Here is a 26,782-nt window from a genome sequence, read left to right on the forward strand (position 1 = left end):
CTAGTGCTTCGGGACGAATAATGAAAGTGCTGCAACCTTTTCCCCGAGGTCGCCGTCTGAGGACATGTAAGAAAGTACAACTACTACTCGACGATTGGAAGGGGCAAAAACAACATGAACAAGAAGAAAATCATTATCGTGGCAACGCTTGTAGGTTTGATGGGCTCGGCGGTCGCCGCGGAGGCATCCGGTTTGTTCCAAAAAGTAAACGGACTCGTGCGCAGCGACATCAAGGTGACGGTCGATGGACAAAACACGTCCATGAAGCCGGTATTCATCAACGGCCAAGCGTATCTCCCGGCGAAGAGCGAAGCGAACGCGCTCGGCTTCGACGTACAATACAACGCGAAAGACAAGAGCCTTTCGCTGGTTTCCAGAGATCCGGGCAATGGAGGCGGCAACGACGGCAGCGGAGACCAGGAAGCGCAGCTGATGATGCTCTCCGGCGTCATCCAAAGCGTAACGCCGATGGACAACGGTACATACCGTCTTGACGTCGTCGGCCGAGGCACGAACAGCTGGGTGCTGCTGACCGTTGACCAAGAAACCAAATTGACGGACGGCAGCGGCAAAACGTTCGCGGCCAAGGATTTGAAAGCCGGCACGGAAATCGTCGCCGAATACGGTCCGATGATGACCATGAGCTTCCCGGGACAATCCCACGCGGCGAAAGTAACGGTCGGCACGGAGCGTCTGGTCAAAGAAGACACGATCTCGGCGGTTAAACACACGGAAGACGGCTGGCAAGTGACGATCGGCGCCGACGCTGCTTCGCAGATCGTGCTGAACGCCGGCAAAGAAACGAAGCTCATGAACGCGCAAGGCTCGTCGATCGATTGGGAAAGCCTGAAAGCCGGCACGAAGGTCGTCGCTTACTACGGTCCGGAGATGACGAAGAGCCTGCCGCCGATCAGCCTGGTGTTCTACCTGGTCGCGCTGACGGATAAACCGGCACAGGATTCGCTTGCCCCTGCGGCGATCGCCGAGTTCCAGACGCTGGCCTGGAGCAAGCTTCCCGAAGGCCAAGCGTCGCACGTGAAGACGAAGAAGGAAGAAGCGGTCGTCGAAGTGGTGAATGCCGCCGATTCCGGCGTGCTGGCTACGACGGACGAAGCGAAGAAATTGCTGCAAGCCGTGAAGGATAAAGGCGGCAAGCTGGTCGCCGTCACGTACCAAACCGACCAAGACGAGCTGCTCGGACCGCTCACGGTCGTGTTCGACCTCGATTCCAAAACGTTCATCGGCTACAACGCCCGCCGATAAGCGCGAACACACGATGCCGATTTAAGGTTCGGCTTAGCTGTGAATTTCGGCAAAACGCCTCTTGACTAGTCAAGAGGCGTTTTTTCGTTGCGTGCCGCGAAGCTGCCAGCTCGCGGCTACTGGCACAGCGCCGGGCCGATGTTCGGGCTGCCCGCCCGCGGTTTCGTTTGGCGCGAGTGCCGAATCGGCACTCTTGCCGGTTGGGGATCGTATGGCCTGGCGCGAGTCGGCGTTCGGCCGGTCACGGTTCGTATTGCCGGGTGACGGGACTGCATTCGGCAAACCCTTCATGCAAATTAGGCGTCCACGACAATCAAGGCGATCGCTCGGCAGCCCGCCGGGGAGAACGCCTTGTTGCCGTTAGGCTTCTTGCAGTGAGGACGCCGGTTAACTGCCGTGCAGCAGGCGATATTCCGTCGGGCTTTGGCCCGTTTCCTTGCGGAAAAACTTCGCGAAATGGTTCGTTTCCTTGAAGCCCGTCTGATCGGCGATGTCCTTGATGCTGAGCGCGGTCGTGGAGAGCAGGATTTTCGCTTTGTCCGCCCGCCTGCGGCTGATGTATTTGAGCGGGGGCACGCCGAACTGCTTCTTGAAATACGCGATGAAATAATTCGGATGCAGATGGGCGGCCTTCGCCATGTCCTCCACCTTCAGGCTGCTTTCCATATGGGTGTCGATATACGATTGGATGAATTGGATCCGCTTCAAATCCTCGGAGCGATGCTGCAGGATCGTAATCGGCACATGTTCGAGGTAACGCGAGATGATCTCGAGCAGGATCGATTTCTCGCGCAGCCTGGCGATGACGGAGGCATTGCCGTACGAGCTGGCGAGAATGTCGAACAGGGCCGACATATCCTCGCGGTCGGCGACGGGAATGGAGAGCGGCACGCCGATCCATTGAAACAGGTCGAACGGTCCGATCGAAGACGTGAAATGGCACCAGTACTTCAGAAACGGCGGCCGGTTCTTCAGCGTCGCGTAGGACTGATTGACGAAGGCGGGCAGCAGGCAGAGGTCGCCCGGCGCCGGCGTCAGCTCGGTTTCGCCCGATTTCAGCCAGCCTTCGCCTTCCAGGATGTAGTAGAGCTTATTGTATTCGGGGACGAAATCGTAATCCTGCCATTCGTGCGTCACTTGCGTCTTGCGCGCGATCTGCAGGTCGATTTGCAGCGAATGCAGCAGGTCGGTCAAGGCGCCGTGCTCGCGTTTCATGTTCATGCTCATGCTCATGCGGGGATCTCCTAACGGACCGAATCTATGGAATGGAAAGCGTATGGTTTCATCATAGACCATTTGGGCGCCGCTGCAAACGGATACCTTAACTTTGGCACCTTCATTCTTAGCCTTATCCATTTGAATGCGCGCGGCCGGATCCTATAATGGGGAGGAGAAGACAACCGAGGAGGACGATGAGGCAATGACGACGCGACAACCGCTTCTGCTCACCGACGAGCAGCTCAAATCTTTTATCGTAAACGGATTTTTAATCTTGAAAACGGATTTCCCGAAAGCGTTCCATGAACGCCTCGTCACGCAATTGAACGAGATTTACGACAAGGAAGGCAACCCGGGCAACAACATTTTGCCGCGGATCCGCGACCTGCAGCGGGTATTCGAGCATCCCGTCATCACCGGCGCGCTCACCAGCGTGCTCGGACCGGACTATCTGCTCCACACGCATCGCCACGGGCATTACAATTCCATCCCGAAGCCGGGCGCGTGGCATAAGGACAGCTATTGGGGCTACGACAGGCTGCGCAACCATCATCCGTGGTGGGCGATGATCATGTATTTCCCGCAGGACACGCCGCAGGAGCTCGGACCGACGGGCGTGCTGCCGGGCACGCAGTACGAGGACGGCCGGAATTTCGCTTCCGACGAGATGGCGGAGGAAGCGACGGCGAAAGGCGAAGCGGGCACGTTCGCGCTGATCCACTACGATATTTGGCATCGCTCGACGCCGAATCTGCTCGGTCAGCCGCGTTTCATGCTGAAATTCGAATTCATGCGGACGCAGGCACCGACGGCGCCGACCTGGGATAACCGGCAGGCGGATTTCCGCCAGGTGCAAGGTCCCGAACCGTCGGCCCACGAAGCGATCGCCGAGGACGTATGGAACTGGATGTCGGGTCGCATCGCCTCCCGGGCGAACACCAAGCCGGGCAATGCCGAAGCGATCGAAGCGTTGTCGGCGCGCCTGACGGGATCGAAGGAGCCGGATGCCCTCGCGGCGGCCTACGATCTGGCTGCAAGCGGGCCGGAAGGCATCCGCGTGCTGCTGGACGCGTTGGGCGGCGGCTACAAGAAGCGCGCGCGCATCGCGTCGTACGGATTGTCGACCGCCGGCTCCGAAGCGGTGGCGGGGCTGACGCAAGCGTTGGCGAGCGAGGACGAGATCGCCGTCAATAATGCCGCGTTCGCGCTCTCCGAGCTGCGCGGCTTGGCGGAAAGCGCCGTGCCGCAGGTCGCCGCGCTTCTGGATCATCCGTCCGTCGAGATTCGGCGCACGGCCGTCGAGGCGCTCGGCATCATGAGCGCGAATCCGTCCGCCGTCGTGCCCGCGCTGATCAAGGCGCTGGCGGACGAGGATACGCAGGTCAAGTTCACGGCCGGCCTGTCGTTGGTACGCGTCGGTCCTGCCGCCGCGGATGCCGTGCCGGCCCTGGAGCGCTCGCTCGCGGACGAGAACCGCTACGTGCGCGGCCATGCGCTGGAAGCGCTGCGCAGCATCGGCACGAAGGAAGCGCACGAGGTGCTGATGAACGAGCTGTTCAATACGCGCTGGTGTTCGGATACGACGCCGGCCAGCACGTTCTGATAGGCGGGAGCAGCCGGAAGGCTGCGATGTGAAGAATGCATGAATGAATGGCGGCAGCTGCAGGCCAAAAGGAAAGGCTGTCCGCAACGAGAGACTGCATGGAATAGACTGCATGGAAAAGCCGAAGCGGGCGAAGCGCGAATCCTTCCATCTGCCAACGAGGCGCGGATAGAGCAGCGAGTGGTCATACGGACGCGCGAGGCTCTAGTCGATCGTAGAAACAGGTATAACGAAAAAGGGCGATGCAGCTGCTGCATCGTCCCTTTTTATTTGCGGCTGTTTCCGGTGTCCAATTCGACGGCGCGTTGGTCAAGCCCCGGCGGTTCTAAGCGAGATCCGCCATCGTCGGCATGCCGTCCTGCGCGCCGAAGACCGTCACGGAATGGGAAGCGGCTTTGACGGCGAGCGGAAGCGTCTCTTCCAGGCTCCAGCCCGCCGCGAGGCCGTAGCAGAGCGCCGCGTTGAACGAATCGCCGGCGCCGGTCGTGTCGACGACCTGCACGAGGGGAGCGGGGACCGTCACGATCTCGTCGCCGTCCGCGGGCAGGCAGGAGATGCCGTGCTTGCCGCGGGTTACGATCAGCGTCTGGTGCGGGAATCTCGTCCGCCAAGCCCGCATCTGGGCGAACAGCTCGTCCTCGTTCGCGGCGGAGCTCCCGCAATAGAACTCGAATTCCGTCTCGTTCGGCGTGAAATAATCGCCCAGGGCGATTTGTTCCTCCGTCAGCGCGAGCGCCGGCGCGGGATTGACGATCGTGCGCACGCCGGCCTCGCGGGCGATCCGCAGCGCCGCTTCCACGGCTGGGCGCGGGATCTCGAGCTGGACGATCAGCGCATCGGCTTCCGCGATGACGGACGCGTGCGCCTGCATCATCGCCGGCGTGCACATGCCGTTGGCGCCGGGCACGATGACGATGCTGTTGTCGTTCTCGGCATGCAGGATGGTGGCCGTCCCCGTAGCAGAGTCCTTCAGGACGGACACCGTATCCACGGCGACGCCGAAAGCGTTCATCCGCGCCATGACTTGATCGCCGAAGCCGTCTCCGCCGACCGCTCCGATCATCCGCACGTCCGCGCCGAGCTTGGCGCAGCCGACCGCCTGGTTGGCGCCTTTCCCCCCGGATATGTAATGGATGTCGTCGCCTTGGATCGTTTCGCCGATCCGGGGCATGCGCCGCATCGAGATCACGAGATCCATATTCAAGCTGCCGACAACGGCGATTCGCGGTTTTTGCGTCATCTTTATCATCCTTTGCGTGTAAGGGAATGTGGTAACGGTTACCGATCCTATGCATCCCGACTATAGCATGCGTCAAAAATCGTCGTCAATCCGACAGGACCGCGCCGCAACTAAAAAAGCGCGGGCCTTTGCCCGCGCTTCAACGTAATATGCATCGTATGCAACGTCCAGGATCTGAACGCGATTGTGAAAATGGTCGGGACGACACGATTTGAACATGCGACCCCCTGGTCCCAAACCAGGTGCTCTACCAAGCTGAGCTACGTCCCGAAAAGCGAAGATGGTGCCGGCGAGAGGAGTCGAACCCCCGACCTACTGATTACAAGTCAGTTGCTCTACCAGCTGAGCTACACCGGCAACTGTGTTCTGAACACAAAAAGTATCTTATCATATCCTTTAAAAAGGATGCAAGTCCTTTTTTTCGGCTTTACGGAACGGCGAGAACCGGAAGAACCGCTTCCGCTCAAAAGCGCAAGGCGGCGGCGCGGCCCGCAGCTTTTCGTTGTCCCACCGCAGGTTGAACCGCTCGTCGACGGCGAAGCCGAATTTGGCGTAGAAATGCCGCAGTCGCTCGAGATGCTCCCGATGCTCGGCCTGCCTCATGCGGCCCTCGATATAGGCAATTCCCTCCCGCTCCGCAAGCAGCAGCAGCTGTCTCATCATGATGGATCCGAACCCCTGGTTGACCTTGTCGCCCAGGATGCGGATATACTGCAGGTTCCATGCCTTGACTTGCGTCCCGGCGATCGGAGCGACATGCAGCGACAGATCGTTCCTGTGGCGCTTCGTCGCCACGCCGTTCGGATAGACGATGCGGGCGTGGATGTCGCAGCGACCGTGCGGCGAATAGAGAATGACGGTGTCGCCCGATTTGGCCGTCCGAACTTCGTGGACGAAGCAGCCGTCGCCCAGGATGCAGGCGATCTGGGACTGAACGAACGCGTTTTCCATCGTTGAACCTCCCGGTCGAAAGAATTCGTTTCTACATTGTATTACCTTGCATCGTCGGAAATTATTCATCATGCGCCGCGCCCGATCGCGGAACGAGGATAATTCAATCTATTTATTAAGTGCCGTTATCACACGCGATCTGCCTCAAACCGCAACAATCTGACGCATCATTGCAATTATTAAGGAAATCTTTGGGATTCGGTACAAGATCCGACAACCCTCGCTTTCCGCTTGCGATAGACTGGTTTTGGATGATAGACATGGAGGAGGAATAGCCGTTGAACGAGTATGACGTAATCATGATTGGAAGCGGCCATAACGCATTGATCGCAGCCGCTTTTTTGACGCGCGCGGCGAGAAGCGTCCTCCTGCTGGAGAAGAACGACCGGCCGGGGGGCTATTTGCGAACGGACGAGCTGACGCTGCCCGGCTTCAAGCACGACGTGTACGCCGCGGCCCACCCGCTGTTCCTGACCGGGCCGGCGTACGCGGACTTCAGGGAAGCGCTGGAGGCGCGGGGACTGCATTACGCGAACACGGATCTTCCGACGGGGGTATCGATGGAGAACGGCGACACGGCCGTCTTCGCGCGCACGGGCGAGGAGCTGGCCGCGGAAGCCGAACGTCTGGCGCCGGGAGACGGCGCGGCGATGGGACGATTGTTCGCGTCGTTCGCGCCGTATGCGGGGGATGTGTTCGAGCTGTTCAATCTGGACTTGTCGGGTCAACGGGCTTCCGAGATTATTCGAAAGCTGCTGCATGACCATCGTTCCGAAGGGAAAGGCTATTCGGCGTTCGCCGCTTCCCTGTATTCCACGGCGCGCAACGCGGTGGGCGATTTCCGTTCGCCTGTCACGCGCGCCATGCTGGCGTCATGGGTCACGCATCTGGGCAGAACGCCGGACGAGGTCGGCAGCGGCATCTGGGTGCCGCTCACGGCGATGGCGCTCATGGGCGGCGGCATGCCGATTCCCGAAGGCGGGAGCGAGAAGCTCGCGCAGGCTTTGTCGCGGCTGGTGCAGGACCAAGGCGGCACGATCATTACCGGCGCGCGGGCCGAACGGATTATCGTCCAACACGGCAAAGCCGTCGGCGTGCGCACGGCGGAAGGCGAGGAATACCGCGCGAAGCATGCGGTCGTCGCCTCGACCGGGCCGGATCAGCTGTACTTGTCGCTCTTGGCCGACACGCAAGTCAGCTCCGAGATTCGCGGCCAAGCAAAGCGATTCCGTTACGGAAGAGGCTGCGTACAGATCCATCTCGCGCTGAGCGAAGCGCCGAAGTGGCCGGATGCGCGGTTCGCGCGCGTCGGCCAGCCCCATCTGACCGACGGGCTCGACGGCTTCACCCAAGCGATCGCGCAAGGGATGGCCGATCTCCTGCCTGCCAAGCCGACCTTTACGGTCGATTGCCCGACCAATTTCGATCCGACCCGGGCGCCGGCCGGCAAAGCGATCATGCGGCTTCAGGTGCTCGAGGTTCCTTGCCGTCCGCGGGGGGATGCCGCCGGTCGGATCGACGTCGGCGACGGCGCATGGACGCCGGAGCTGACCGAACGGTTTGCGGAGCGCGTGATCGCCGTCGCCGGCAAGCATATCCCGAATCTTCCCGGCGCCATCATCGCCAAATCCGTCATTACCCCGGACAGCCTCGCCCGCTTCAATCCGAATTCGGGTCCTGGCGACCCTTACGGCGGATCGCACGACTTCGCGCAGAGCTATTTATTCCGTCCGCTGCCTTCGCAGCCGAGCCATCGCACGGAGATTCCGAATCTGTACATGCTTGGCGCCGCCACTTGGCCGGGACACGGGATTAACGGCGGATCGGGTTATATCGTGGCGCAGCAGCTGCTGTCGCGCGATCGATAACGCCGTTCGGCTGACTGCCGGGCTTGATCGACGGCTCGGGTGAAGCGCGCACGAGAGCCTCTTCCGGCGTTTGACGCCGCGAAAGGCTCTTTCCTTGTTTCCGTCCCGTATGTTAAATTAAGGATGTCGATTTTAATAATAGGGCCGTATGCTTCTACTTGATGCCGGCGGCTCCGACTCGCCGCGTTCCGCAATTGGGCAGGCAAGGCCGCAGGGCCGGAATCCGCTAATACGCGCGCGAATTTTTTTGAAACGCAACCCGGCCCGTTGTCGTATTAGGTAGCATAAACGCTGACGAACAGCACATTATCGAGGAGGAAATGAAACCATGTCCGTATTTAAACGCCTGCGCGACCTCACGTTGTCGAATGTCTACTCCCTGATCGAGAAAGCCGAAGATCCGATCAAACTGACGGACCAATATATCCGCGACATGCAAGAGGATTTGGAAGACGCGGAGAAAGCGGTAGCCGCGCAAATCGCGATCGAGAAACGGTTCAAGCAGCTGTACGAAGAGCAGGAAGCGCTCGTGCAGAAGCGCGGCGAGCAAGCGCACACGGCTGCTTCCATGCAAAACGTCGAGCTCGCCAGACGCGCGCTGGAAGAGAAGAAAGCCGCCGAGACGAAGCGCGACGAGTACAAGGTCAGCTACGACTCCAACAAAGCGTCCGCGGACAATCTTCGCGGCAAGCTGAGCGAGATGCGCGACCAGCTGACGGAAATGAAAAACAAACGCGAAACGCTCGTGGCCCGTTACAAAGCGGCCAAAGCGCAAGCCGACATCAACAAGTCGATGGCGGGTTTCAGCTCCGACACGGCGATGTCCGGCTTGAAGCGGATGGAAGAGAAGATGCTGCAGGCGGAAGCGCAAGCCGAAGCAAGCAACGAAATGAACAGCAAAGGCAAGTCGCTCGACGACGAATTCGAAGCGCTCGGCACGAACAAAGCCGTCGACGACGAACTGGCCGCTTTGATGAAGCAATACGAGAAAAAAGAGTAAGCGCGTAGTATACTACAACTAAGCAATCCGCTTGTTCGCAATCGGAACGAACGTCCGCCGGCATGGACCGCTAAGCTTCGCGCGCTGCCTTCCATCCGCCCAAGGACGTTTTTTCTTTGCGAAGCGCGGCGCTGCGGCAAATTAGACGATGGAGGCTCTTGACGAATGACACTTGACGAGATGCTCGGCATTCTTGTATGGACCGGAGCGGGCGCGGTGCTGCTGATCGTGCTGATGGCGGTCGATTCGCTGTTTACCCGGTACAAGGATTTGGAAGAAATCAAGAAAGGGAACGTGGCGGTGACGACCCGCTTCATCATGAAGCTGCTCGCGCAGGCTTACATTCTCTCGCGCTCCATCACGACATCGGACGATCTGTGGGAAGCGCTGCTCGTATCGGCCATATCGTTCGTGATCCTGCTGCTCATCGAGAGCCTCGTCGAATTCGCGCTCCGGGCGATGTCGGGACTGGACCTCACCGAAGGCACGAAGCAGAACCAGATCGCGCCGGCGCTGTTTACGGGCTCGCTGCATCTGGCGGGAGCGCTCATTATCGGGGCGTGCTTGTAAACTAGAATCGTAAGGAGCGATCGCCATGGGCATATTTTCGCGCATCAAAAACATTATCGCTAAACCCGAGCCGCCGATCGTGGAGAAAAGCTTGCTGACGATCGGTCCCGGCGACGTCTGCGAAGTATCCTTGGTGACCTACCAGGTAGTCGGCAGACTGCAGAACCGCAAGCGCAATCTCGTCGTGCTCACGCTGCAGGACGGATCGGCCATTCGCTATCTGACGATCGAAGAACGCGAGCGGACCGTTTATGCGCTCTACGAGCCGATCGACGGCCGGCTGGATTCCGTGGAGGAAGTGCCGACGGAGCTGGAGTTGGACGACAGGACGTTCCACTTGGAGGAACAATATTCCGGCTTCGTCACCGCGGCCGGCAGAACGCCGTTCGTGCAGGGCGGCGAGCAATACGTATGGCAGTATCAGTCGGACGACCAGAAGCTGCTGCGGGTCGAGTGGCAGGACGGCCGCTTCATGCTGTACGAAGGGGAAGACGTGCTTGCTGCCGATGTTCGCGTTCTCCGCGGAAACTAGGGGAGGATGAGAAGGATGCGAAGCAAGAGCTCGTACTTACTTAAATTACTTCTTGTCTTCACGCTCGTCTTTCCGCTGCTGGCCGCTTGCGGCATCAATCAGAAGATCGAGGAGCAATATCCGCTCGAATCGGTGAACGGCAGCGGGGCCTCAACCTCGTACGTGTACCGCGCCGCCGGGGTGAGCGTGCCCGAGGTCGCGAAGGCGCTCGTGGATGCGGATAAACCGCAGCAGGAATCGACGGAAGCGAAGGACCATATGTTCCTCGTGTACTCCGACCGCATCATTCATCTGCAGCAGGATACGGCGAAGCCGGAAGATACGCTGATCGAAGTCGATTCCCAGGAATACGTCCGCAACAATTACAGCTCGAGCTTTCTGGAAGGGTATCTGCTCGCGAGCTTCCTCGGCAATCTGTTCGATAACGGCCGCTACGGCCACGGCGCGTATCGCGGTTACGACGACCGCGGCACGTACAAGCCGACCGGCGGCAGCTACCATGCGCCGACGGACCAAGAGAAGAAAGCCGTGCCGCCGATGACGGTGACGCGCACGGGCTCGGTGTTCAAGCGCTCGAAGAACGCCGTGCCGACCAGTCCTTCCGATTCGGGGGGAGTGACGAGCAATCCGTCGAAGGGCAAGATTACCCGGGACACGGACAGCGGCAAAAAATCGGGCGGCTGGCTCACGCCGCGCAAGTCGTCGAAGCCGAAGACGCGGGTCGGTTTCGGCAGAGTTTCCAGGCGACGATGAGCCTGAGCGCGCACGGTTCGTGACAATAAGAATAGAGACGGCGGACGGAACCCGACGGTTCCGTCCGCCGTCTTTTTTTGCGTGAGGGGTCTAAATTCGGACTTTAATCGGGCATGCGCATTGCGGTATGATAGGGAGGTTGCAATCGATAGTTAGTCGTGCGTAGAGGAAGGGGAACAGGGATGAAACGAATGTTGTCGCCGCTGAATACGGTCGTGCTCACGCAGTTTCTGAGCGCATTCGCGGATAATTTGAACTTTTTTCTGATCGTGGGCATGGTGAAGCGCCAAGGCGCGGAGAACCCGGACATCGCGGTCAATTACATCCAGATCGCTTTCCTGGCGGCATACGTGATCTTGGCGCCGATCGTCGGGGCGTACGCCGACAAGAAAGCGAAATCGAACGTGCTGCTGCTCGGCAACGCCTTGAAGGCCGTCGGCATCGGTATGCTGCTGTTCGGACTGCCTCCGGCGCTGTGTTACGTATTCGTCGGCATCGGCGCGGTCGTGTATTCGCCGGGGAAGTACGGCATCCTGACGGAGCTGACCCGGACCGAGGACGAGCTGCTCCGGGCGAACGCGAAGGTGGAAGGCTCCACGATTTTGGCCATCCTGCTGGGAACGGTCGCGGGCGGCTTCCTGGCGCAAAACTCCGATCTTCCGGCGGTGCTTACCTGTCTCGGCGTCTATGTGCTCTCCTTGCTGATGACGCTCGTCATTCCGGCCAGGGCGGGGAACGCCGAGCTGCGGTACGGCAAGGAAGCGATGCAGTTCCTGCGGGACTTCGGCACGATGTTCCGCAATCCCCGCGCGCGCTTCTCGCTGATCGGCACCGGCTCGTTCTGGCTGACGGCCGCGGTGCTTCGCATCGCGCTGATCGCTTGGCTGCCGCTCAACCTGGGCATCACGGATACGGACCAGCAGTCCATGATGATCGGCATCACGGCGGTCGGCGTGGTCGTGAGCGCGTTCCTGACGCCCAAGCTGGTGCCGGCCGGCAAGCTGCACCGGGCCTTCTATTACGGCTTGTTCATGGTCGCATCGGTGATGGTGGCCACGATGACCTACGAACTCTGGTTGACCATCGTGCTGTTGTTCCTTATCGGCATCTTCGGCGGCATCTTCGTGATTCCGCTGAATACGATGCTGCAGGAGGAAGGGAAGTCGACGATCGGCTCCGGCAAGACGATCGCGGTTCAAAACTTCAGCGAAAACATTCTCACGGTCAGCGGGTTGTTGATCTATCTGACGCTCAGCCAGATGGATGTCTCCGTCAACGGCTCCGTGATCGGCATCGGCCTCGTGCTGCTCGCGTTCATCTTGTTCCTGGCGACGCAGCTGCCGAATGTCCTGGGAGCCGAACGTCGCAAGCGGGCAGATCAAAGCAAGCCATTTTCCGAGCAAGCCGGGCATGCCGGGAAACAAGACGCTTAACCAGGAACGGGAGGCGGACAGGATGAAGCTGGCGGATATACCGGAATCGGTCATTCGGCTTATCGGGGACGTCAGGGAACTCGGGCTGCCGGCCCAGGGACATACGTCGGTCGTGGCGCTTGCGACGACCGACAGCGGAATGTATATAATGAAGAAATGCGTTCATCCGCTGTACCGCGAATGGTTGCGGAAGGAGCATCGGAGCCTCCGGCTGCTGCATTCCGCCGGCTTGCCCATCCCGGACGTAATCGGCTATGCCGAGGAGCCCAGCGGCAGTTGGCTTGTGATGTCTTATATAGAAGGAACGCGTTTGCGGGAGTTCCTGACGACAGAGCATCGCGCATCCAAACGGGAGCAGGCCATCCACGAATACGGCGCCGCGCTCAAGCGAATCCATGAATCGCCTTGCCCGGCGGAATTGAAGCGCCAGGGCGATTGGCTGGACGGCATGCTGCTGCAGGCGAGATCGAATTTGGCCCATCATGCGGTGGACGGCAGCGCGGAATTGCTGGCTGAACTGGAACGTTCGAAGCCGGACCCGATCGAGGCGACGCTGATCCACGGCGACTTCACGATCGACAACGTGCTCGTTCGCGATCGGGCCGTCGTCGGCGTCATCGATTGGTCCGGAGCCGCCTTCGGCGATCCGCGGTACGATGCAGCGCTGGCGATCAGGCCGAAGCCGAATGCGTTTGAACGCGCGCATGACGTGGCGTTGTTCTATGAAGCCTATGATGGCTTGCGGCTCACGATCGAGGAATATCGTTATTACGAGGAAGGGCTTTATGCGTTTTTCTAACGCGGCGAAGGACGGCAGGCGTGAAGCCGGAACCGGTAGGTGCACGAATATTGAGGCTTAGGAGAGACCCGTATACGGCTTTCTTGCACCTGGAATCATGGATTATGGGCGGTTACGCGCGTCGTTTTCTAAGGAATGGCTAAAATTTAAATAAAATTATTCTAAATTAGTCTTTCGTTTTGCTGCCGCGGCGGCAGGGCGAAGGGCTTTTTTCGTATGGATCTTCGACTTGTTCGCCGGGTCGGATGTTTCAATATGCCTCGTACATGGGTAAATGCTTGCCGGAACGTAAACTGAATTTCGGAGGGCAACGCATGATGCTTGTCAACACGCTCAGAAGGCTGAAATGGATGATTCGATTCGGGAAAGGAGGACATTCGCTGCGAGAGCTTCCATGGATCAAAGGGAAGCTTTACGTGAATCGGTCAGGGACGCTGCGAATCGGGAAACGGGTTCGGTTCGTGGGCAAGCCATGGGCGACGCAGCTTACCGTGGAAAAGGGCGGCGTGCTGGAAATCGGCGATCATACGTTCATTAATGCAGGGGTCGGCATCGCGGCCCGGCAGCGCATCTCGATCGGGTCCGACGTGAAGATCGGCCCGCGCACCAGCATCCTCGACAGCATGTACCACCAGCTCGACGCAAACGACAGTCCGGATGCGAGCAAACCGATCGTCATCGGAAACAACGTATGGATCGGCACGCGCTGCACGATTCTGCCCGGCGTCACGATCGGGGAGAACGCGGTCGTCGCCGCCGGCAGCCTCGTGAACAAGGACGTTCCCAAGAACGTGCTCGTCGCCGGAACGCCGGCGAGAATCATCCGCGAGCTCGACATTCCGGAGGGGTGGATCCGGCAGTAAATCTTTCTCAGAAATCTCATCGATACCCCTTCAAGTTGCGCAAAAGCACCATGCCGAATACTTCTACTTGAGTAAAATTTAGGAGATTAGAGGAAAAATACCAAAAAATTCAATAGAAATATTTGTATAAAGAGGATCCCTGGCCCAAAATGTGTGTCTAAATTGTGACATCGTTATTCAATTGTCTTTGCCCGATGCCTGAAGAAGCCGCCGCAAGCTTACGAAATTTCATGGTTCCGCATGGGTAATGAGGCCTGCGGTCCTGACACGTTCCGTTGCATCCAAAAACCGCTCGAATGAAACGCTTTCAACTCTTACAGATATCTTTCAAATCCAGCATTGCGGCAATTTTCGGCCCCAGCTTCGCGAAAGGGTCGATTCTCCGAAAAAAGGTGGTCGATCGACAAAATTCATCGGGACGAATTGAGACCAAGGTCACTGTTAAAGTGCGGATGGACGAGGAATAAATTCAGTACTCCTGTAGCATGTCCATGTCAATTTCAACAAGGTATGTTGGGAATATAGAGCGTTGTCCAAAATTGCGGATATATGGCGAAAACATTAAGGCTTTCTCATTCTATCCGCGGAGCGACTGAAGGTTTCGCAATGGCAAGGTCACTGGCGTGCTGATACTTCGATTGGCAATTGTGTTCAATGAGCGGCAAGAAAGGTGATGATAGCGATGGCAATTCAGATCGAATCAAAACGGCTTGTTATTGAGGAGCGCAACCGGATCGCCGAGGAGCTTCATGATCGCGTATCCCAGCATTTGTTCGGCATCATTTACGCCATGCACTCGATCAAATGCGGCTGGAAGGATATGACCGAGGAGCAAAAGCTGGAGCAGATGAAGGAAATCCAGGAAGCGGCTTCGACGGCCTCCTGCGAGCTGCGGGCCACGATCAATAACCTCAGCACGACGGGCGGCAGCGATTCCTGGATCGGGATCGTCAAATCGCATTTGGCCAATCAAGCCAAGCTCAATGGCATCAGCATCGTGTTTCATGCCTCCAAATCCTGCAGCCTGTTATCCATCGATCATCAGAAGGCTTTGTACCGAGCCATATTGGAGGGCGTGGGCAATGCGATCCGCCATGGCGCGAGCAGCTGCGTGAGCGTCGACTTGACCATGAAGCAAGGTGCCGTCAAGCTCGCGATCGAGGACAACGGGTTCGGTTTCGACGTTAGATCCAAGATGAACAAGTCCAATGCGGGCTTTGGTCTTAGCAATATGCAAGCACTTGCCGTATCGCTCGGAGGCACCTTTGATATCGAGAGCAAGGAAGGAAGCGGAACACGGATTCTGCTCTGGCTGCCGCTGGCCGACGTTGCCGGCGCAGGCGAGGGATCCGCTCAAAATACGAAAAGCGGGTGATAAGCATGAAAGTCGTTATCGTGGACGATCATCCATTGGTCCGCAAAGGATTGATCGCCGTTCTTGCAAGCGAAGAAGAAATCGAAATCGTCGGGGTATCGGAAGCCGTTGACGATGCGCTTAAGTTGATCGAGAAGACGGAGCCGGACATGGCGATCGTCGATATTCGCCTCGGGGACCGCTCCGGGTTCGAGTTGGTGGAAAATTTCAGCCACCTCGGGTGCCGATTCATCATGCTCACGTCGTCCGCGGCGGAGTTCGACGTCCGCCGTGCGGAAGAGAGCGGCGCCTACGGGTATGTCCTGAAGGATTCGATGCCGGAGGAACTGCTGCTCGCCATCAAGATGGTCGACCGCGGCCGTAAATACTTCGATCAGGGATTGATGGAAGTATTGATCCGGAAAGAGGCGGACGATCCGCTGGAGAAACTGACGCCGAAGGAGCGGGAAGTATTGATCTCGCTCGGCGAGGGCTTGTCGAACGGCGCCATGGCGAAAAAGCTGACGATCAGCGAGTTCACGGTCAAGAAGCACGTCAGCCGCATTTTCCAGAAATTGAACCTGAACGATCGTACGCAGGCTGCCCTCTACGCGCAGTCGCGGGGCATGACGGCTTATTCGCCGCCCGAGGAGCGATCCGAAGAAAAACTAGACCCGACTGGTACTAAAGTGTAACAAAAGGCAGCTCAAAGGTAGTACTCGGATATACGACCGGAGTAGAAATAAAATCATCCTGCCGCGTAATAGTCTTGTAAGGCGTGGTCGCTATAGAATTAAGGTAAGGCAATGGAAAGGCCGGCAATCGCAAGAAAAAAGCGGGGCCGAGAGCGAAAAAAGGCAATAGAACCGTCATTATAAGTCAGAATATTCAGAAAAAATATATTTTTGTTCATCTTTACATGAACGAAATCGGTATCGGAGGAAACAGCTTGGAATTGCTACGCTACTGGAGTGTTATCCGAAAACGGCTATGGATGATTGCGCTACTCGTTGTTGTCAGCTGCACGGCTGTCGGCTTCTACTCGACCCATTACCTGCCATCGCAATTTGAGGCCTCCGCCCAACTGATCGTCAACAATCAGCAAACGGACACGACAAAGACCGCCACGAGCATCGATGTCGGATCCATCAGTTCAAGCACCATGGTGATCAAAACGTACAAGGAAATCATCCGTACGCCGCGCATCATGAAGAAAGTCGCGGATCGATATCCGGACTTGCATGCGAGCCCCGAGGAGCTCATCGCCAAGATCAGCGTGAAGTCCGTCAACGAAACGCAAGTGATGTCCATCACCGCCGTAGACGGTTCGTACGTGAGGGCGGCCAAAATGGCGAACGCGGTCTCGACGGTATTCCAACAGGAAATCAAAACGCTGATGAAGCTGGACAACGTGTCCGTGCTCAACCTGGCCGACACGACGAAGCACCCGCAGGCAGTATCGCCTCACCCGCCGACGAACATCGTCGTCGCGTTCATCCTCTCGGCGATGGTCGGCGTCGGAATCGCGTTCGTGCTCGATCAGCTGAACAACACGGTCAAGAACGAAGAAGAAATTCGGGATCTGCTCGGCGTTCCCGTGCTGGGGGCGATTCCCAAGGTGAAACGGCGCGATTTGTCCGACAAGGGCGCGCAGCCGAAAATGACGAGTCTGGGAGGCGGAGGAAAAAATGTCACGCTCGATTCTTAAACGGGATCTCATCGCCGACTCGCATCCGGCTTCGGCGGTATCGGAAGCTTACCGCAGCCTGCGGACCAACATCGCGTTCTCGAGCCGGGAGGAAGCCGTCAAAACGATCGCGTTCACGTCGGCCTTGCCCGGCGAAGGGAAAAGCACGATCGCGGCCAATATCGCGGTCGCCTATGCCCAGACGAAGAGGCGGGTCGTGGTCATCGACGCGAATTTGCGCAAGCCTGCCCAGCATGAAATATTCGGCCTCTCCAACGTGCATGGTTTAAGCACGGTATTAACGAAGCACGGCGAGCTTGACGACGTCCTTCAGCGGACGGGCGTCGGCAACCTCCAGGTCATCACGGCCGGTCCGCTTCCCGCGAATCCTTCCGAGTTACTGGAATCGATTCCCATGACGGAGCTGCTGGCAGCGGCGAAGGAACGCTTCGACATCGTCATTCTCGACACGCCATCGATCGATTCCGTATCGGACGGACTGGTCGTGGCCAGCAAGAGCGACGGCGTCGTGCTGGTCATGAAAGCCGGAAAAGTGAAAAACGAAATCGCGTTAAAAGCAAAGGCTTCGCTGGAATACGGCAATGCGAACCTGATCGGCGCCGTGTTGAACAACGTCAACCGTTAAGCGTCGACGTCCCATTCCGCCGGTTATTAGGAAATGTCTCCTGCTCCTCTATCACCGGAGGCACTCGGTCATGCTGTGGGTCAGCCGACCTTAGACGTTCATCGTCAAGGGTATGACGTGAGGATGGGTTGAATGCCCGCTGCTCCATGCGTTATCTAAAAGTACGAGCTATGTTTACTCGTTAGGGAGAAAACATAGCTCGTATTTTTAGCATCATGATTAGACAGACAGACAGACAGACAGATAAAAACGGATAGGGTGAGATCAAATGACAAAAGTGAGAAAAGCGATTATCCCAGCGGCTGGACTCGGTACAAGATTTCTGCCCGCGACCAAAGCAATGCCGAAAGAAATGCTTCCGATCCTGGATAAACCAACGATTCAGTACATTGTCGAAGAAGCCATCGCATCCGGCATCGAGGATATCATCGTCGTAACGGGCAAAGGGAAACGGGCCATCGAGGATCACTTCGACATTGCCTTCGAGCTCGAGCAGTCGTTGGCGGAGAAAGGAAAGCTCGAACTTCTGAAGAAGGTCCAGCAGTCCTCCAACGTTGAACTCCACTATATCCGTCAGAAAGAACCGAAAGGGCTGGGACATGCCGTTTGGTGCGCGCGGAATTTTATCGGCGACGAACCGTTCGCGGTGCTCCTCGGCGACGACATCGTGCAGTCCGACACTCCTTGCACCAGGCAGCTGATCGAGCAATACGAGCAAACGGGAAAATCGGTCATCGGCGTTCAGACCGTCGGTCCCGAACAGACGGACCGCTACGGCATCGTGGACCCGCTCGAGAAATTCGAACGCCTCTACAAAGTCAACCGCTTCGTGGAGAAGCCGCCCAAAGGGCAGGAGCCTTCGAATCTCGCGATTATGGGCCGCTACGTGCTGACGCCGGAGATTTTTGAATATTTGGGCAGGCACGAGACCGGATCCGGCGGCGAGATCCAATTGACCGACGCGATTCAAAGATTGAACGAAGATCAAGGCGTCTATGCCTATGATTTCGAAGGCATCCGTTACGACGTCGGCGAGAAGCTCGGCTTCATCATGACGACGATCGAATTCGCGCTGCGCAACAACGAGCTTCGCTATACCCTCATGGAAGAGCTCGAGGGAATACTCGAACGCGAGAAAGTGAGTGAAAACAATGCCCCAAAGGTATGAACAGGACGCGGTGATGGAGATTTCGGACTACGATTCGATCCGGCGCGCGCTGGCGAAGGACGGCGATCTGGTTTCCTATACCGTGGTCAAACGGTTGATCGATATTACGGGCGCTCTGCTGGGTCTCCTGTTCTTTCTGCCGCTGTTCATGCTCGTCGCGTTGCTCATCAAGCTGGAAGATCCGAAAGGCTCGGTCTTCTTCTACCAGGTCAGAATCGGCAAGAACGAGAAGCCGTTCCGCATGTTCAAGTTCCGTTCCATGGTATCGAATGCCGAAGAGAAGCTGAAGGACCTGCTCGCCCAGAACGAAATCAAAGGCGCGATGTTCAAGATGAAGGATGACCCCCGCATCACGAAAGTGGGCAAATTCATCCGGAAAACGAGCATCGACGAGCTGCCTCAGTTGATCAACGTGTTGATCGGCGACATGTCGCTGGTCGGTCCGAGACCGCCGCTCAAGCGGGAAGTCGCGGAGTATACGGAGTACGACAAGCTGCGGTTGACCGTCACGTCGGGCTGCACCGGCCTGTGGCAGGTAAGTGGGCGCAACAACCTCAGCTTCGAGCAGATGGTCGAGCTGGATTTGAAGTATATCCAAAATAGAAGCATTGCGGGGGATCTGAAGATCATTTTCAAAACATTCAAGCTCCTGGTCGGGGCGAAGGATGCTTTTTAACGGATGGGACGGGGATTGCAATGAAGAAAATCATGTTTATTACGAACCGGCTTCCATTTCCGAACACGGACGGACGGAAAAATATGCTGCTGCAGTACATCCGTCAAATGAAGGAGATTTATCCCGATAGCGAGCTGGTCAATTTATCCTTCGTGGACGACGCCAAGTACTTGAAGGACCGGCCGCGCGAGATCGACCGGCTCGTAAGCCTCGAGCTGCCGGGATTGGCCGAGAAGCTGTTCAACATCGCCGTCTATTCGGTGCTGCTGCGCAAATGGCCGCTTCAGGTCGCCGTCTATTACTCCCGGAAGACGCACCGGAAAGTCAAAGCCGCGATCAAGGAAGAGAAGCCGGAGTTCATCCTGTACGATATGGTGCGGGTGGCGGAATACTTGTCGGACGAGCAGGGCAGCAAGGTGCTCAGCTATGACGACCTGCTCTCGCTGCGCTACAAGCGGCAGCTCGAATGGTTCCAATACATTCCGTCGATCTTCGGCGGCTTCACGGGCAAGCTGCCCGGCGGCATGAAGCGGCTCGCGGATATGAAGTTCATCCAGAAATGGCTGATCAACTTCGAGAGCAAGCTGCTGGACCGGTACGAGAGACGGGTGGCCTCGCTCTTCCATCATCTCGTCTTCACTTCGCCGGTCGAGGCGGAGAGCTTCCAAAAGCTGACCCGCCACGAATCGTGCTACGGCATTCCGATGAAGTTCGAACCGGATCAAACGAGAGGCAAAGGACCGCGCCGCTACGACCGCAACAAGCTCGTGTTCGTCGGCAAGATGGACATCCCGCATAACAGCTCGGCCGTCGCTTACTTCTGCGAACGGGTATGGCCGAGCATCAAACGGCAGGCGCCGGACACGACGTTCTATATCGTCGGGAAAAATCCGACGGCCGCCGTGCTGCGCCTGCAAGAGACCTATCCGGGCGTGGTCGTGACCGGGGAAGTGGACGACGTGAAGCGCGTCGTGGGCGATTCGGCCTTGATGATCGCGCCGATGCTGTTCGGAACGGGCATCAAAACGAAGATCGTCGAGGCGATGTCCTGGGGCGTTCCGGTCGTGACCAACCAGATCGGGATCGAAGGCATCGACGCGAACCATGGAGAGGACTTGTTCGTCTGCGATTCGGACGAGGAGATCGTGCGGAACGTGCTGCTGCTGCTGAACAACGCCGAGCTGAACGATAAGGTCTCGCGCAATTCGGTCCGTTACGTGGCGAGCAACTTCAGCAGCTCCGCGACTCTCAAAAACATGGAGCTGATTCTATCATAGCGCCGTTCAAGCAAAGCCCAGCCAAAGCATCCATGGTTCGCAACCTCATCATCGGGCTGTTTCTTTTCTCGATCGCCGTCCTCTCGTACGATAGCTTGCCGTATTTCCACTTTTCGGTCTATCGTCCGCTTTCGATGTTTTCGATGTTCGCGTCCTCGTTTTTGCTCTTGTTCACGGGGTACCGGTTCAAGACGGGCGATTACTTCTTGCTGGCCTTCGCGACGTACAGCATCGGGCATTCCTTGGTCGTCTCCGTCGGCTACGATGACGTGGGGAGCAGCTTCAAGCATGTCATCACGGTACTGTTCGGACTATCGATGTACCGAACGTCGGTTTATATCGCGCAGGAGTCGAAGGAGGATCCCGCCTTGGTCGGTTGGATCGCGAAGAGCGTGCTGGTCGCGTTCATTCTGCCGATCGCGGCCGGATTTCTCCAGCTGATGGATGCGCTGTTCGTTCACAGCGGGTTTTCCGGGGCTTTCACCGGGCTGTTCTCGGAGAAGGTGTACAAGGGCAGGATTCAGATGCTGTCGGGCGAGCCGTCCTGGGCCGCCATCCACATGCTGAGCGGCGGATTGCTGATGGTGTTCCTGCACAAGCGGGGCTACCGCTGGCAATTGCAGCTCGCGATCGGCACCGCGGTGCTCATGGTGCTGTCGTTCTCGGCTTACGCGTACAGCGTACTGCTGACCGCGCTGCTCATCTACGTGCTCATCGCGAACAAGAACCGCGGCAAGATGATTCTGCTGCTCGCGGTTTGCGTCGCCGCCGTCGCGTTCGTCGTGCCGTTTCTGCTCGAGGCGCTGCATGTCAGCGGTTATTTCACGGATCGCTTTCAGTTTAATTTCAGCCATATGGTCAAGGCGGACAATTCGTTTTTCATCCGCGTCTTTTTTCCGGCCATCGGTTTTCTCGAATTCGCCCAGCACCCGATATTCGGCGTGGGCGGCGGGTTCTATTACAGGGATTTCGCAGATCTCCTGATCAAGCATTTCAGCGATGGACTCGTATTCTCGGAAGTATCCGATCTCGTGTTCAACCGTCCGGAAATGGCGACATCGCGGAACTTGCTGGCAAAGGTATTCGCCGAGGAAGGTTTGGTCGGCGCAATTCTGCTTATCGGATTCATGGCCTCGGTCTTGCGAAGCGCAGGCGCGAATCCGTACGCGAAATTCGCTTTTGCGCTGTGCGTGGCGCTCGTCATGAATTTCGATTCCTATTCCTTCGTGAACTTCTGGTTGTTGATCGGGTTCATCCGCGGCGGCTTCTTCGACGAATTGCCGGCCGTGCGGGAGGTTGGAATGGAGAAGCAGCGCATGAAGGGAATGAAACGGATCGCATGAAAATCGTTATCGTAAACAGTTTGTACACGCCGCATATCATCGGCGGCGCCGAAATATCGACGCAAATCCTAGCGGAAACGCTGACGGCGGCGGCCGAGGTCCACGTGCTAACGGTAGGGGCGCAGAAGCGCGCCGCCGGCATCGATTCCGAGATCATCAACGGGGTGACCGTGCACCGGCTGCCGTACAACAACTTGTATTGGATCGGCGAAGGCAAGGATGCCGGCACGCTCAAGAAAACGGGCCGCCGGCTCATCGATCTGTACAATCCCGTGCAGATTGGGGCCGTGCGCAAGCTTCTGGACCGGATCGATCCGGATCTGATCCACACCCAGAACCTGTCCGGGTTCGGCGCGGCGATCTGGACGGCGGCGAAAGCGCGCGTGCCGATCGTGCATACGCTGCGGGACTATTCGCTGCTCTCGCCGGTCAGCTCGCCGATCGCCAATCCGATGCTCTCGCGCATGTACCAATGGAGCTCGCTCGGCGTCAGCAAGCGGGTATCGGCGGTCGTCGGGATATCCTCGCATATCCTGAAGCGCCATACGAGCGCGGGGCTGTTCCCGAACGCGGCCCGGCTGGTCATACCGAACGTCGTGGATGGCGAGATCGCCGGCGCGCCGAAGGAGTTCGACCGCAAGCCGCTTCGCATCGGCTACTTCGGAAGAATCGAACCCGAGAAAGGCGTGCGCGAGCTGGTCGATGCCGTTCGCTCGCTGCCCCGCGAGATGGTGGAACAAGTCGTCGTCTGCGGAGAGGGCGGCATGCGGCAAAAGCTTGTCGAGCTGTGCGCCGGCGACGACCGCTTCCTGTTCACCGGCAAAGTCACGCCGAAGGAAGCCCGCGCCAACATGGCGAAGGTCGACGTCACGTTCGTGCCTTCCATCTGGGAGGAGCCGTTCGGACGGGTGATCATCGAATCGTATCAGGTCGGCACGCCCGTGTACGCTTCGGCGGTCGGAGGCATTCCCGACGCGGTCTGGAATCCGGACGACTTCCTGTTCAAGCCGGGCAGCGCGGAGGCGATCGCGGAGAAGATCGCGGCATTCCATGGCATGTCCGGCGACGAGAAGCGAATCGTCCAGGAGCACTGCCTGAAGCATTGCGGCTGGTTCACCAAGGGCTCGCTGCTGGAAAACCATTTGGACCTCTACGGACGGATCACGGAATCCGGCAGCCAAGCCTACGCGTTGGCGGCCGCGAACGGGAGGTCCTGAGCATGCGCAAGCCGATCGTGTACATGTGGCCCAAGACGAGCCCGCACAATAAATACAGCGAGCTGCTGACCAATTCGATCGAGCAGAACGGATTGCAGGTCGAGCATTACGACCAAAAGGCGATGTTCAAGCCCCGCAGGGGCGATATCGTGCACCTGCACTGGCCGAGCAATTCGTATACGGCGTCGGCCTTTCCGCTGACGGTCGTGAAGTCGCTGTTCTTCGCCCTGCTGCTGCTGGCCTACAGATGCTTCGGCATGCGGTTGTTCTGGACGGTTCATAACGTCTGGCCGCATACCGGCAAGTCGGGCTGGGACAAGCTGATGCGCAAATATATTTTGACCGTCTGTCACGAAGCGTTCGTGATGAGCGAGTCGGTGAAGGCGGAGGTCGCCGCGACGTTCGGCGTGCCGGCGAGCAAGCTCGTGGTGACACCGCACGGCCACTACGTGAACGCCTATGCCCGCAAGGGCAAGGACATCCGCAAGCAGTTCGGCATTGCTCCGGACAGCTTCCTGTTCCTGTTCATCGGCCGAATCAATCCCTACAAGGGGGTCGATCAGCTCGTGGAGGCTTACGCGCAGCTGGGGCAGGGGGGATGCGAATTGCTCGTCGCGGGGCATGTCGACGCGGGGTACGACCTCGGTTTCATCGACCGCGTCAACGACGGCACGATCCATCTGTACCCGCAGTTCGTGGACGACCTCGAGCTGGCCGATTACTTGGAAGCGGCCGACGTGATCGTGCTGCCGTACAAGCAAATCACGACGTCGGGCAGCGCGATCCTGGCGTTGTCCCACAAGAAGCCTGTCGTCGCGCCGCGATTGGGCGCGCTCGGCGAATACGTATCCGAGGGATGCGGGATCTTGTATGATCCGGACGATCCGGAAGGCCTGCTCAAGGCGCTTCGCCTGTCCATGGAGATGGACGCGAAGGAAACGGAGATGCATATCGCGGCGAAGCTCCGGGAACTGGATTGGGGCCGGATAGCCGGTAAAATGATTCAAATTTATACCGGTACGAAACGGTACGAGGTGAACGCATGAAAGCAACAGTGGCGATTTGCACGCATAATCGGGCAGCGGACGTGAAGGAAGCGCTGCTCAGCCTGATGAAGCAAAGCTTTACCGGCCCTTTCGAGGTGATCGTGGTCGATAACCGTTCCACCGATCACACCAAATCGGTCGTGCAGGAGTTCCAGCATATGGTGGACATTCCGATCCATTACGTGTACGAAGAGCGGCTCGGCCTCTCCGTCGCCCGGAACTCGGCCATTCGCCGATCGAGCGGCGAGTACGTGCTGTTCCTCGACGACGACGCCGTCGCTTCCGAGGATTGGATCAGCGGCATCGTCGCCTTGTTCGACGGCGATCCGCGGATCGGCTGCGTCGGCGGCAAGATCATTCCCGCTTGGGAAGGAAGCGCCCCGCAGTGGCTGCCGGCGGAGAACCGGACGCTCTACACGATATTGGATTACGCGGACGACATCGTGGAGATGCAGCGGCCGGACATTCCGTTCGGCGCGAACGTGGCTTTCCGCAAATCGCTCTTCGACAAGATGGAAGCCTTCCGGGAGGATCTCGGCCGGGTCGGCAGCAACCTGCTGTCGAGCGAGGAAGCCGAGCTGATCGAGCGCATCCGCGCCCGGTATACGGTCTACTACACGCCGCACGCATCGGTGCTGCACAAGATTCCCCGCAGCCGGATCAGCCGGAAATGGCTGCTGCGGCGCATTTATTGGCAGGGCGTCAGCAGCGCGGTTTCGTCGAAGAAGAAGGCGGGCATTCTCCTGAAGTCGCTCGTGAAGCTGCCGCTGTTCGCGGTGCTCACCGTCTTGTTCGCGTACGATAAACGAAAAATTTTCCGCAATATCAGCAAACTCTCGTACAGCAACGGACAGCTCCGCGGCGTGCTGAAGATGTATCAATGAAGCGAATATGCGGTTTAAGGATGTCGAACCTATGATCAGTCTACAAGCCGTGAAAAAAAGGTTGACCGGGCGCGGAGCTTTTCAGACGATTCTCCATACCAGCGCCGCCAATCTTTTCATTATGATCCTAAGCACCTTGACCTCCATCGTGACGGCGCGGCTGTTCGGCGTGGAAGGCAAGGGCGAGTTCTCGGCCATTCTGTTCTGGCCGACCTTGCTCGCGGGCCTCGTCAGCTTCGGGCTGCCGACGTCCCTCATCTTCAACATGAGGACGAACGCGGGCAAAGCGACCGAGTACGTCAGGGCCGGCTTCCTGTTCCAGATCCCCGTCAGCCTGGTCGTCGGCATCGTTGCCTGGATCTTTCTTCCGATCTGGCTCGGGAATTATCCGGACGAGGTAGTCGACATCGCCAGGTGGTATACGGTGATGACGCTGCCGATGCTGCTGGCCGTCAATCTGCTGGCGGCGCTGACGCAGAGCATGGACAAGTTCAGCTTGTACAACGGCCTCCGGCTGTACGTGCCGCTGAGCAATCTGGTCGGCTTGCTGGTGCTGTGGGCGATCGGCGAACTGAATCTGAAGTTCGCCTCGCTGGCCTTCTTCGCGACGAGCCTGATGGTGATCGTATGGGCGCTGTACCGGCTGCGGCGGGAGTTGACCTTCAGCTGGTTCAAGCCGTTCGCGGACCGCGTGGTCTTCACGTCGCTGTTCGGCTACGGCGGCCGGGTGTTCGGCGTCGAGTTGCTCGGCACGCTGTACTCGCAGTGCGACAAGCTGATCATCTTATCGCTCCTGCGGCCGAAGGATTTCGGGTTGTACACGGTCGTGTACACGCTGTCCCGGGTGTTCAACGTCGTGCAGATGGCGATCTCGAACGTGATTTTCCCGAAGGTGACGGGCATGGACAAGGACAAAATCCTGGCCACGGTCGGCCGGGCGTTCCGCTTGTCGTTCCTGCTCATGTGCGCCGCGGTCATACCGGGGATGATCATCGGCCGTTTCCTGCTGGGTCTCCTGTTCGGCGAACAGTTCCTGGAAGCCGGCGACGCGTTCTATCTGCTCTCGCTGGAATGCATCCTCGGCGGAGGATCGTGGATTCTCGCTTCCTCCTTCAACGCCATGGGGCGTCCGGGACTCGTCGTCATCCGGCAGGCGGTCGCGCTCGCCATCACGGTCGGATTGTTTTTCGTCTTCACGCCGCTCTACGGGCTGAACGGCATCGCGTTTGCGTTGCTGCTCGGCGCGGTCATCCGGATCGTGATCACGATCGCGGCCATGAAGGTGGTTTTCAAGGTGAAAATCGCGGCCATTCTTTTTGACAAAAACGATTTGCGCTTCCTGGCCAAGCGGTTCGCAAGAAGCGTGCAATCCTGACGAACGGAATGAATCG

Annotated in this window: 25 protein-coding genes and 2 tRNA genes; 22 read left to right on the plus strand and 5 right to left on the minus strand. The window is 58.2% G+C overall.

The genetic code is table 11. From position 1 onward, the window contains the following. Positions 1–114 precede the first annotated feature (114 nt). On the plus strand, positions 115–1,263 hold the full coding sequence (locus tag GT019_RS20795; protein ID WP_161745121.1) for a hypothetical protein: 1,149 nt from the start codon (positions 115–117) through the stop codon (positions 1,261–1,263). Positions 1,264–1,650: 387 nt separating this feature from the next. On the opposite strand, the gene GT019_RS20800 is transcribed toward GT019_RS20795, so the two are convergent. Continuing rightward, positions 1,651–2,496: an AraC family transcriptional regulator gene (locus GT019_RS20800; RefSeq protein WP_235948816.1), complete on the minus strand. Its 846-nt coding sequence runs from the start codon at positions 2,494–2,496 to the stop codon at positions 1,651–1,653. A gap of 187 nt (positions 2,497–2,683) precedes the next feature. Between GT019_RS20800 and GT019_RS20805 the strand changes: the two genes are divergently transcribed. Continuing rightward, on the plus strand, positions 2,684–4,084 hold the full coding sequence (locus GT019_RS20805; protein WP_161745122.1) for a HEAT repeat domain-containing protein: 1,401 nt from the start codon (positions 2,684–2,686) through the stop codon (positions 4,082–4,084). A 325-nt stretch (positions 4,085–4,409) separates the two neighbouring features. On the opposite strand, the gene GT019_RS20810 is transcribed toward GT019_RS20805, so the two are convergent. From GT019_RS20810 to GT019_RS20825, 4 genes are all read right to left on the minus strand, one after another. Beyond that, positions 4,410–5,324, minus strand: coding sequence for a ribokinase (locus tag GT019_RS20810; RefSeq protein ID WP_161745123.1), 915 nt, complete (start codon positions 5,322–5,324; stop codon positions 4,410–4,412). Positions 5,325–5,517: 193 nt separating this feature from the next. After that, a tRNA-Pro gene (locus GT019_RS20815) sits at positions 5,518–5,594 on the minus strand. Between the two features lie 11 nt (positions 5,595–5,605). After that, a tRNA-Thr gene (locus tag GT019_RS20820) sits at positions 5,606–5,681 on the minus strand. Positions 5,682–5,720: 39 nt separating this feature from the next. Then, positions 5,721–6,275 carry a hypothetical protein gene (locus GT019_RS20825; protein WP_161745124.1) on the minus strand — a complete coding sequence of 185 codons (555 nt, stop codon included), beginning with the start codon at positions 6,273–6,275 and terminating at the stop codon, positions 5,721–5,723. 278 nt (positions 6,276–6,553) lie between these two features. Between GT019_RS20825 and GT019_RS20830 the strand changes: the two genes are divergently transcribed. The 20 genes from GT019_RS20830 to GT019_RS20925 all read left to right on the plus strand — a co-directional run bounded on the left by GT019_RS20830 (position 6,554) and on the right by GT019_RS20925 (position 26,766). Continuing rightward, a complete protein-coding gene (locus GT019_RS20830) occupies positions 6,554–8,143 on the plus strand; it encodes a phytoene desaturase family protein (protein WP_161745125.1) in 1,590 nt (529 codons plus the stop codon). Positions 8,144–8,471: 328 nt separating this feature from the next. Beyond that, positions 8,472–9,143, plus strand: a complete 672-nt coding sequence (locus GT019_RS20835; protein ID WP_161745126.1) for a PspA/IM30 family protein — start codon at positions 8,472–8,474, stop codon at positions 9,141–9,143. Positions 9,144–9,308: 165 nt separating this feature from the next. After that, positions 9,309–9,713 carry a DUF350 domain-containing protein gene (locus tag GT019_RS20840; RefSeq protein ID WP_161745127.1) on the plus strand — a complete coding sequence of 135 codons (405 nt, stop codon included), beginning with the start codon at positions 9,309–9,311 and terminating at the stop codon, positions 9,711–9,713. Positions 9,714–9,738: 25 nt separating this feature from the next. After that, positions 9,739–10,245: a DUF4178 domain-containing protein gene (locus tag GT019_RS20845; protein ID WP_161745128.1), complete on the plus strand. Its 507-nt coding sequence runs from the start codon at positions 9,739–9,741 to the stop codon at positions 10,243–10,245. Between the two features lie 15 nt (positions 10,246–10,260). Next, complete coding sequence (locus GT019_RS20850) at positions 10,261–10,998, plus strand: DUF4247 domain-containing protein (RefSeq protein WP_161745129.1); 738 nt, start codon at positions 10,261–10,263, stop codon at positions 10,996–10,998. A gap of 182 nt (positions 10,999–11,180) precedes the next feature. Next, entirely contained in the window at positions 11,181–12,431 is a 1,251-nt protein-coding gene (lplT, locus tag GT019_RS20855) for a lysophospholipid transporter LplT (protein ID WP_161745130.1), read from the plus strand. Positions 12,432–12,453: 22 nt separating this feature from the next. Continuing rightward, positions 12,454–13,230: a phosphotransferase family protein gene (locus GT019_RS20860; protein WP_161745131.1), complete on the plus strand. Its 777-nt coding sequence runs from the start codon at positions 12,454–12,456 to the stop codon at positions 13,228–13,230. 314 nt (positions 13,231–13,544) lie between these two features. Further along, positions 13,545–14,093, plus strand: coding sequence for an acyltransferase (locus GT019_RS20865; RefSeq protein ID WP_161745132.1), 549 nt, complete (start codon positions 13,545–13,547; stop codon positions 14,091–14,093). 682 nt (positions 14,094–14,775) lie between these two features. Continuing rightward, positions 14,776–15,468 carry a sensor histidine kinase gene (locus GT019_RS20870; RefSeq protein ID WP_161745133.1) on the plus strand — a complete coding sequence of 231 codons (693 nt, stop codon included), beginning with the start codon at positions 14,776–14,778 and terminating at the stop codon, positions 15,466–15,468. 5 nt (positions 15,469–15,473) lie between these two features. After that, positions 15,474–16,142 carry a response regulator gene (locus GT019_RS20875; RefSeq protein WP_161745134.1) on the plus strand — a complete coding sequence of 223 codons (669 nt, stop codon included), beginning with the start codon at positions 15,474–15,476 and terminating at the stop codon, positions 16,140–16,142. Between the two features lie 254 nt (positions 16,143–16,396). Then, positions 16,397–17,155, plus strand: a complete 759-nt coding sequence (locus tag GT019_RS20880) for a YveK family protein (RefSeq protein ID WP_161745135.1) — start codon at positions 16,397–16,399, stop codon at positions 17,153–17,155. Next, positions 17,136–17,780 (plus strand): CpsD/CapB family tyrosine-protein kinase, encoded by a 645-nt coding sequence (locus tag GT019_RS20885; protein WP_161745136.1) that lies wholly within the window; start codon positions 17,136–17,138, stop codon positions 17,778–17,780. The genes GT019_RS20880 and GT019_RS20885 overlap by 20 nt, the downstream gene beginning before the upstream one ends. 268 nt (positions 17,781–18,048) lie before the next feature. Then, positions 18,049–18,948, plus strand: coding sequence for a UTP--glucose-1-phosphate uridylyltransferase GalU (gene galU / locus GT019_RS20890; protein WP_161745137.1), 900 nt, complete (start codon positions 18,049–18,051; stop codon positions 18,946–18,948). Between the two features lie 13 nt (positions 18,949–18,961). Next, complete coding sequence (locus GT019_RS20895; protein ID WP_235948870.1) at positions 18,962–19,624, plus strand: sugar transferase; 663 nt, start codon at positions 18,962–18,964, stop codon at positions 19,622–19,624. A 20-nt stretch (positions 19,625–19,644) separates the two neighbouring features. Then, a complete protein-coding gene (locus GT019_RS20900) occupies positions 19,645–20,901 on the plus strand; it encodes a glycosyltransferase (protein WP_161745139.1) in 1,257 nt (418 codons plus the stop codon). Between the two features lie 32 nt (positions 20,902–20,933). Beyond that, positions 20,934–22,244, plus strand: a complete 1,311-nt coding sequence (locus GT019_RS20905) for an O-antigen ligase family protein (RefSeq protein WP_161745140.1) — start codon at positions 20,934–20,936, stop codon at positions 22,242–22,244. Next, on the plus strand, positions 22,241–23,461 hold the full coding sequence (locus GT019_RS20910) for a glycosyltransferase family 4 protein (protein WP_161745141.1): 1,221 nt from the start codon (positions 22,241–22,243) through the stop codon (positions 23,459–23,461). The genes GT019_RS20905 and GT019_RS20910 overlap by 4 nt, the downstream gene beginning before the upstream one ends. Before the next feature lie 2 nt (positions 23,462–23,463). After that, complete coding sequence (locus tag GT019_RS20915; protein ID WP_161745142.1) at positions 23,464–24,507, plus strand: glycosyltransferase family 4 protein; 1,044 nt, start codon at positions 23,464–23,466, stop codon at positions 24,505–24,507. Then, positions 24,504–25,391 carry a glycosyltransferase gene (locus GT019_RS20920; protein ID WP_161745143.1) on the plus strand — a complete coding sequence of 296 codons (888 nt, stop codon included), beginning with the start codon at positions 24,504–24,506 and terminating at the stop codon, positions 25,389–25,391. Before GT019_RS20915 ends, GT019_RS20920 begins: the two co-directional genes overlap by 4 nt. 31 nt (positions 25,392–25,422) lie before the next feature. After that, the gene (locus tag GT019_RS20925; RefSeq protein ID WP_161745144.1) at positions 25,423–26,766 is read left to right on the plus strand and encodes an oligosaccharide flippase family protein; all 1,344 of its coding nucleotides are present in this window, start codon (positions 25,423–25,425) and stop codon (positions 26,764–26,766) included. Positions 26,767–26,782 lie beyond the last annotated feature (16 nt).

The organism is Paenibacillus glycinis (assembly GCF_009909185.1).
GTDB classification, from domain to species: Bacteria; Bacillota; Bacilli; order Paenibacillales; family Paenibacillaceae; genus Paenibacillus_Z; species Paenibacillus_Z glycinis.

Bases quoted from the DNA above. Each gene is read 5' to 3' on its own strand.
- GT019_RS20795 (WP_161745121.1), top strand. From the start codon at position 115: ATGAACAAGAAGAAAATCATTATCGTGGCAACGCTTGTAGGTTTGATG.
- GT019_RS20800 (WP_235948816.1), bottom strand. From the start codon at position 2,496: ATGAGCATGAGCATGAACATGAAACGCGAGCACGGCGCCTTGACCGAC.
- GT019_RS20805 (WP_161745122.1), top strand. From the start codon at position 2,684: ATGACGACGCGACAACCGCTTCTGCTCACCGACGAGCAGCTCAAATCT.
- GT019_RS20810 (WP_161745123.1), bottom strand. From the start codon at position 5,324: ATGACGCAAAAACCGCGAATCGCCGTTGTCGGCAGCTTGAATATGGAT.
- GT019_RS20825 (WP_161745124.1), bottom strand. From the start codon at position 6,275: ATGGAAAACGCGTTCGTTCAGTCCCAGATCGCCTGCATCCTGGGCGAC.
- GT019_RS20835 (WP_161745126.1), top strand. From the start codon at position 8,472: ATGTCCGTATTTAAACGCCTGCGCGACCTCACGTTGTCGAATGTCTAC.
- GT019_RS20840 (WP_161745127.1), top strand. From the start codon at position 9,309: ATGACACTTGACGAGATGCTCGGCATTCTTGTATGGACCGGAGCGGGC.
- GT019_RS20845 (WP_161745128.1), top strand. From the start codon at position 9,739: ATGGGCATATTTTCGCGCATCAAAAACATTATCGCTAAACCCGAGCCG.
- GT019_RS20850 (WP_161745129.1), top strand. From the start codon at position 10,261: ATGCGAAGCAAGAGCTCGTACTTACTTAAATTACTTCTTGTCTTCACG.
- lplT (WP_161745130.1), top strand. From the start codon at position 11,181: ATGAAACGAATGTTGTCGCCGCTGAATACGGTCGTGCTCACGCAGTTT.
- GT019_RS20860 (WP_161745131.1), top strand. From the start codon at position 12,454: ATGAAGCTGGCGGATATACCGGAATCGGTCATTCGGCTTATCGGGGAC.
- GT019_RS20865 (WP_161745132.1), top strand. From the start codon at position 13,545: ATGATGCTTGTCAACACGCTCAGAAGGCTGAAATGGATGATTCGATTC.
- GT019_RS20870 (WP_161745133.1), top strand. From the start codon at position 14,776: ATGGCAATTCAGATCGAATCAAAACGGCTTGTTATTGAGGAGCGCAAC.
- GT019_RS20875 (WP_161745134.1), top strand. From the start codon at position 15,474: ATGAAAGTCGTTATCGTGGACGATCATCCATTGGTCCGCAAAGGATTG.
- GT019_RS20885 (WP_161745136.1), top strand. From the start codon at position 17,136: ATGTCACGCTCGATTCTTAAACGGGATCTCATCGCCGACTCGCATCCG.
- galU (WP_161745137.1), top strand. From the start codon at position 18,049: ATGACAAAAGTGAGAAAAGCGATTATCCCAGCGGCTGGACTCGGTACA.
- GT019_RS20895 (WP_235948870.1), top strand. From the start codon at position 18,962: ATGGAGATTTCGGACTACGATTCGATCCGGCGCGCGCTGGCGAAGGAC.
- GT019_RS20900 (WP_161745139.1), top strand. From the start codon at position 19,645: ATGAAGAAAATCATGTTTATTACGAACCGGCTTCCATTTCCGAACACG.
- GT019_RS20905 (WP_161745140.1), top strand. From the start codon at position 20,934: ATGGTTCGCAACCTCATCATCGGGCTGTTTCTTTTCTCGATCGCCGTC.
- GT019_RS20910 (WP_161745141.1), top strand. From the start codon at position 22,241: ATGAAAATCGTTATCGTAAACAGTTTGTACACGCCGCATATCATCGGC.
- GT019_RS20915 (WP_161745142.1), top strand. From the start codon at position 23,464: ATGCGCAAGCCGATCGTGTACATGTGGCCCAAGACGAGCCCGCACAAT.
- GT019_RS20920 (WP_161745143.1), top strand. From the start codon at position 24,504: ATGAAAGCAACAGTGGCGATTTGCACGCATAATCGGGCAGCGGACGTG.
- GT019_RS20925 (WP_161745144.1), top strand. From the start codon at position 25,423: ATGATCAGTCTACAAGCCGTGAAAAAAAGGTTGACCGGGCGCGGAGCT.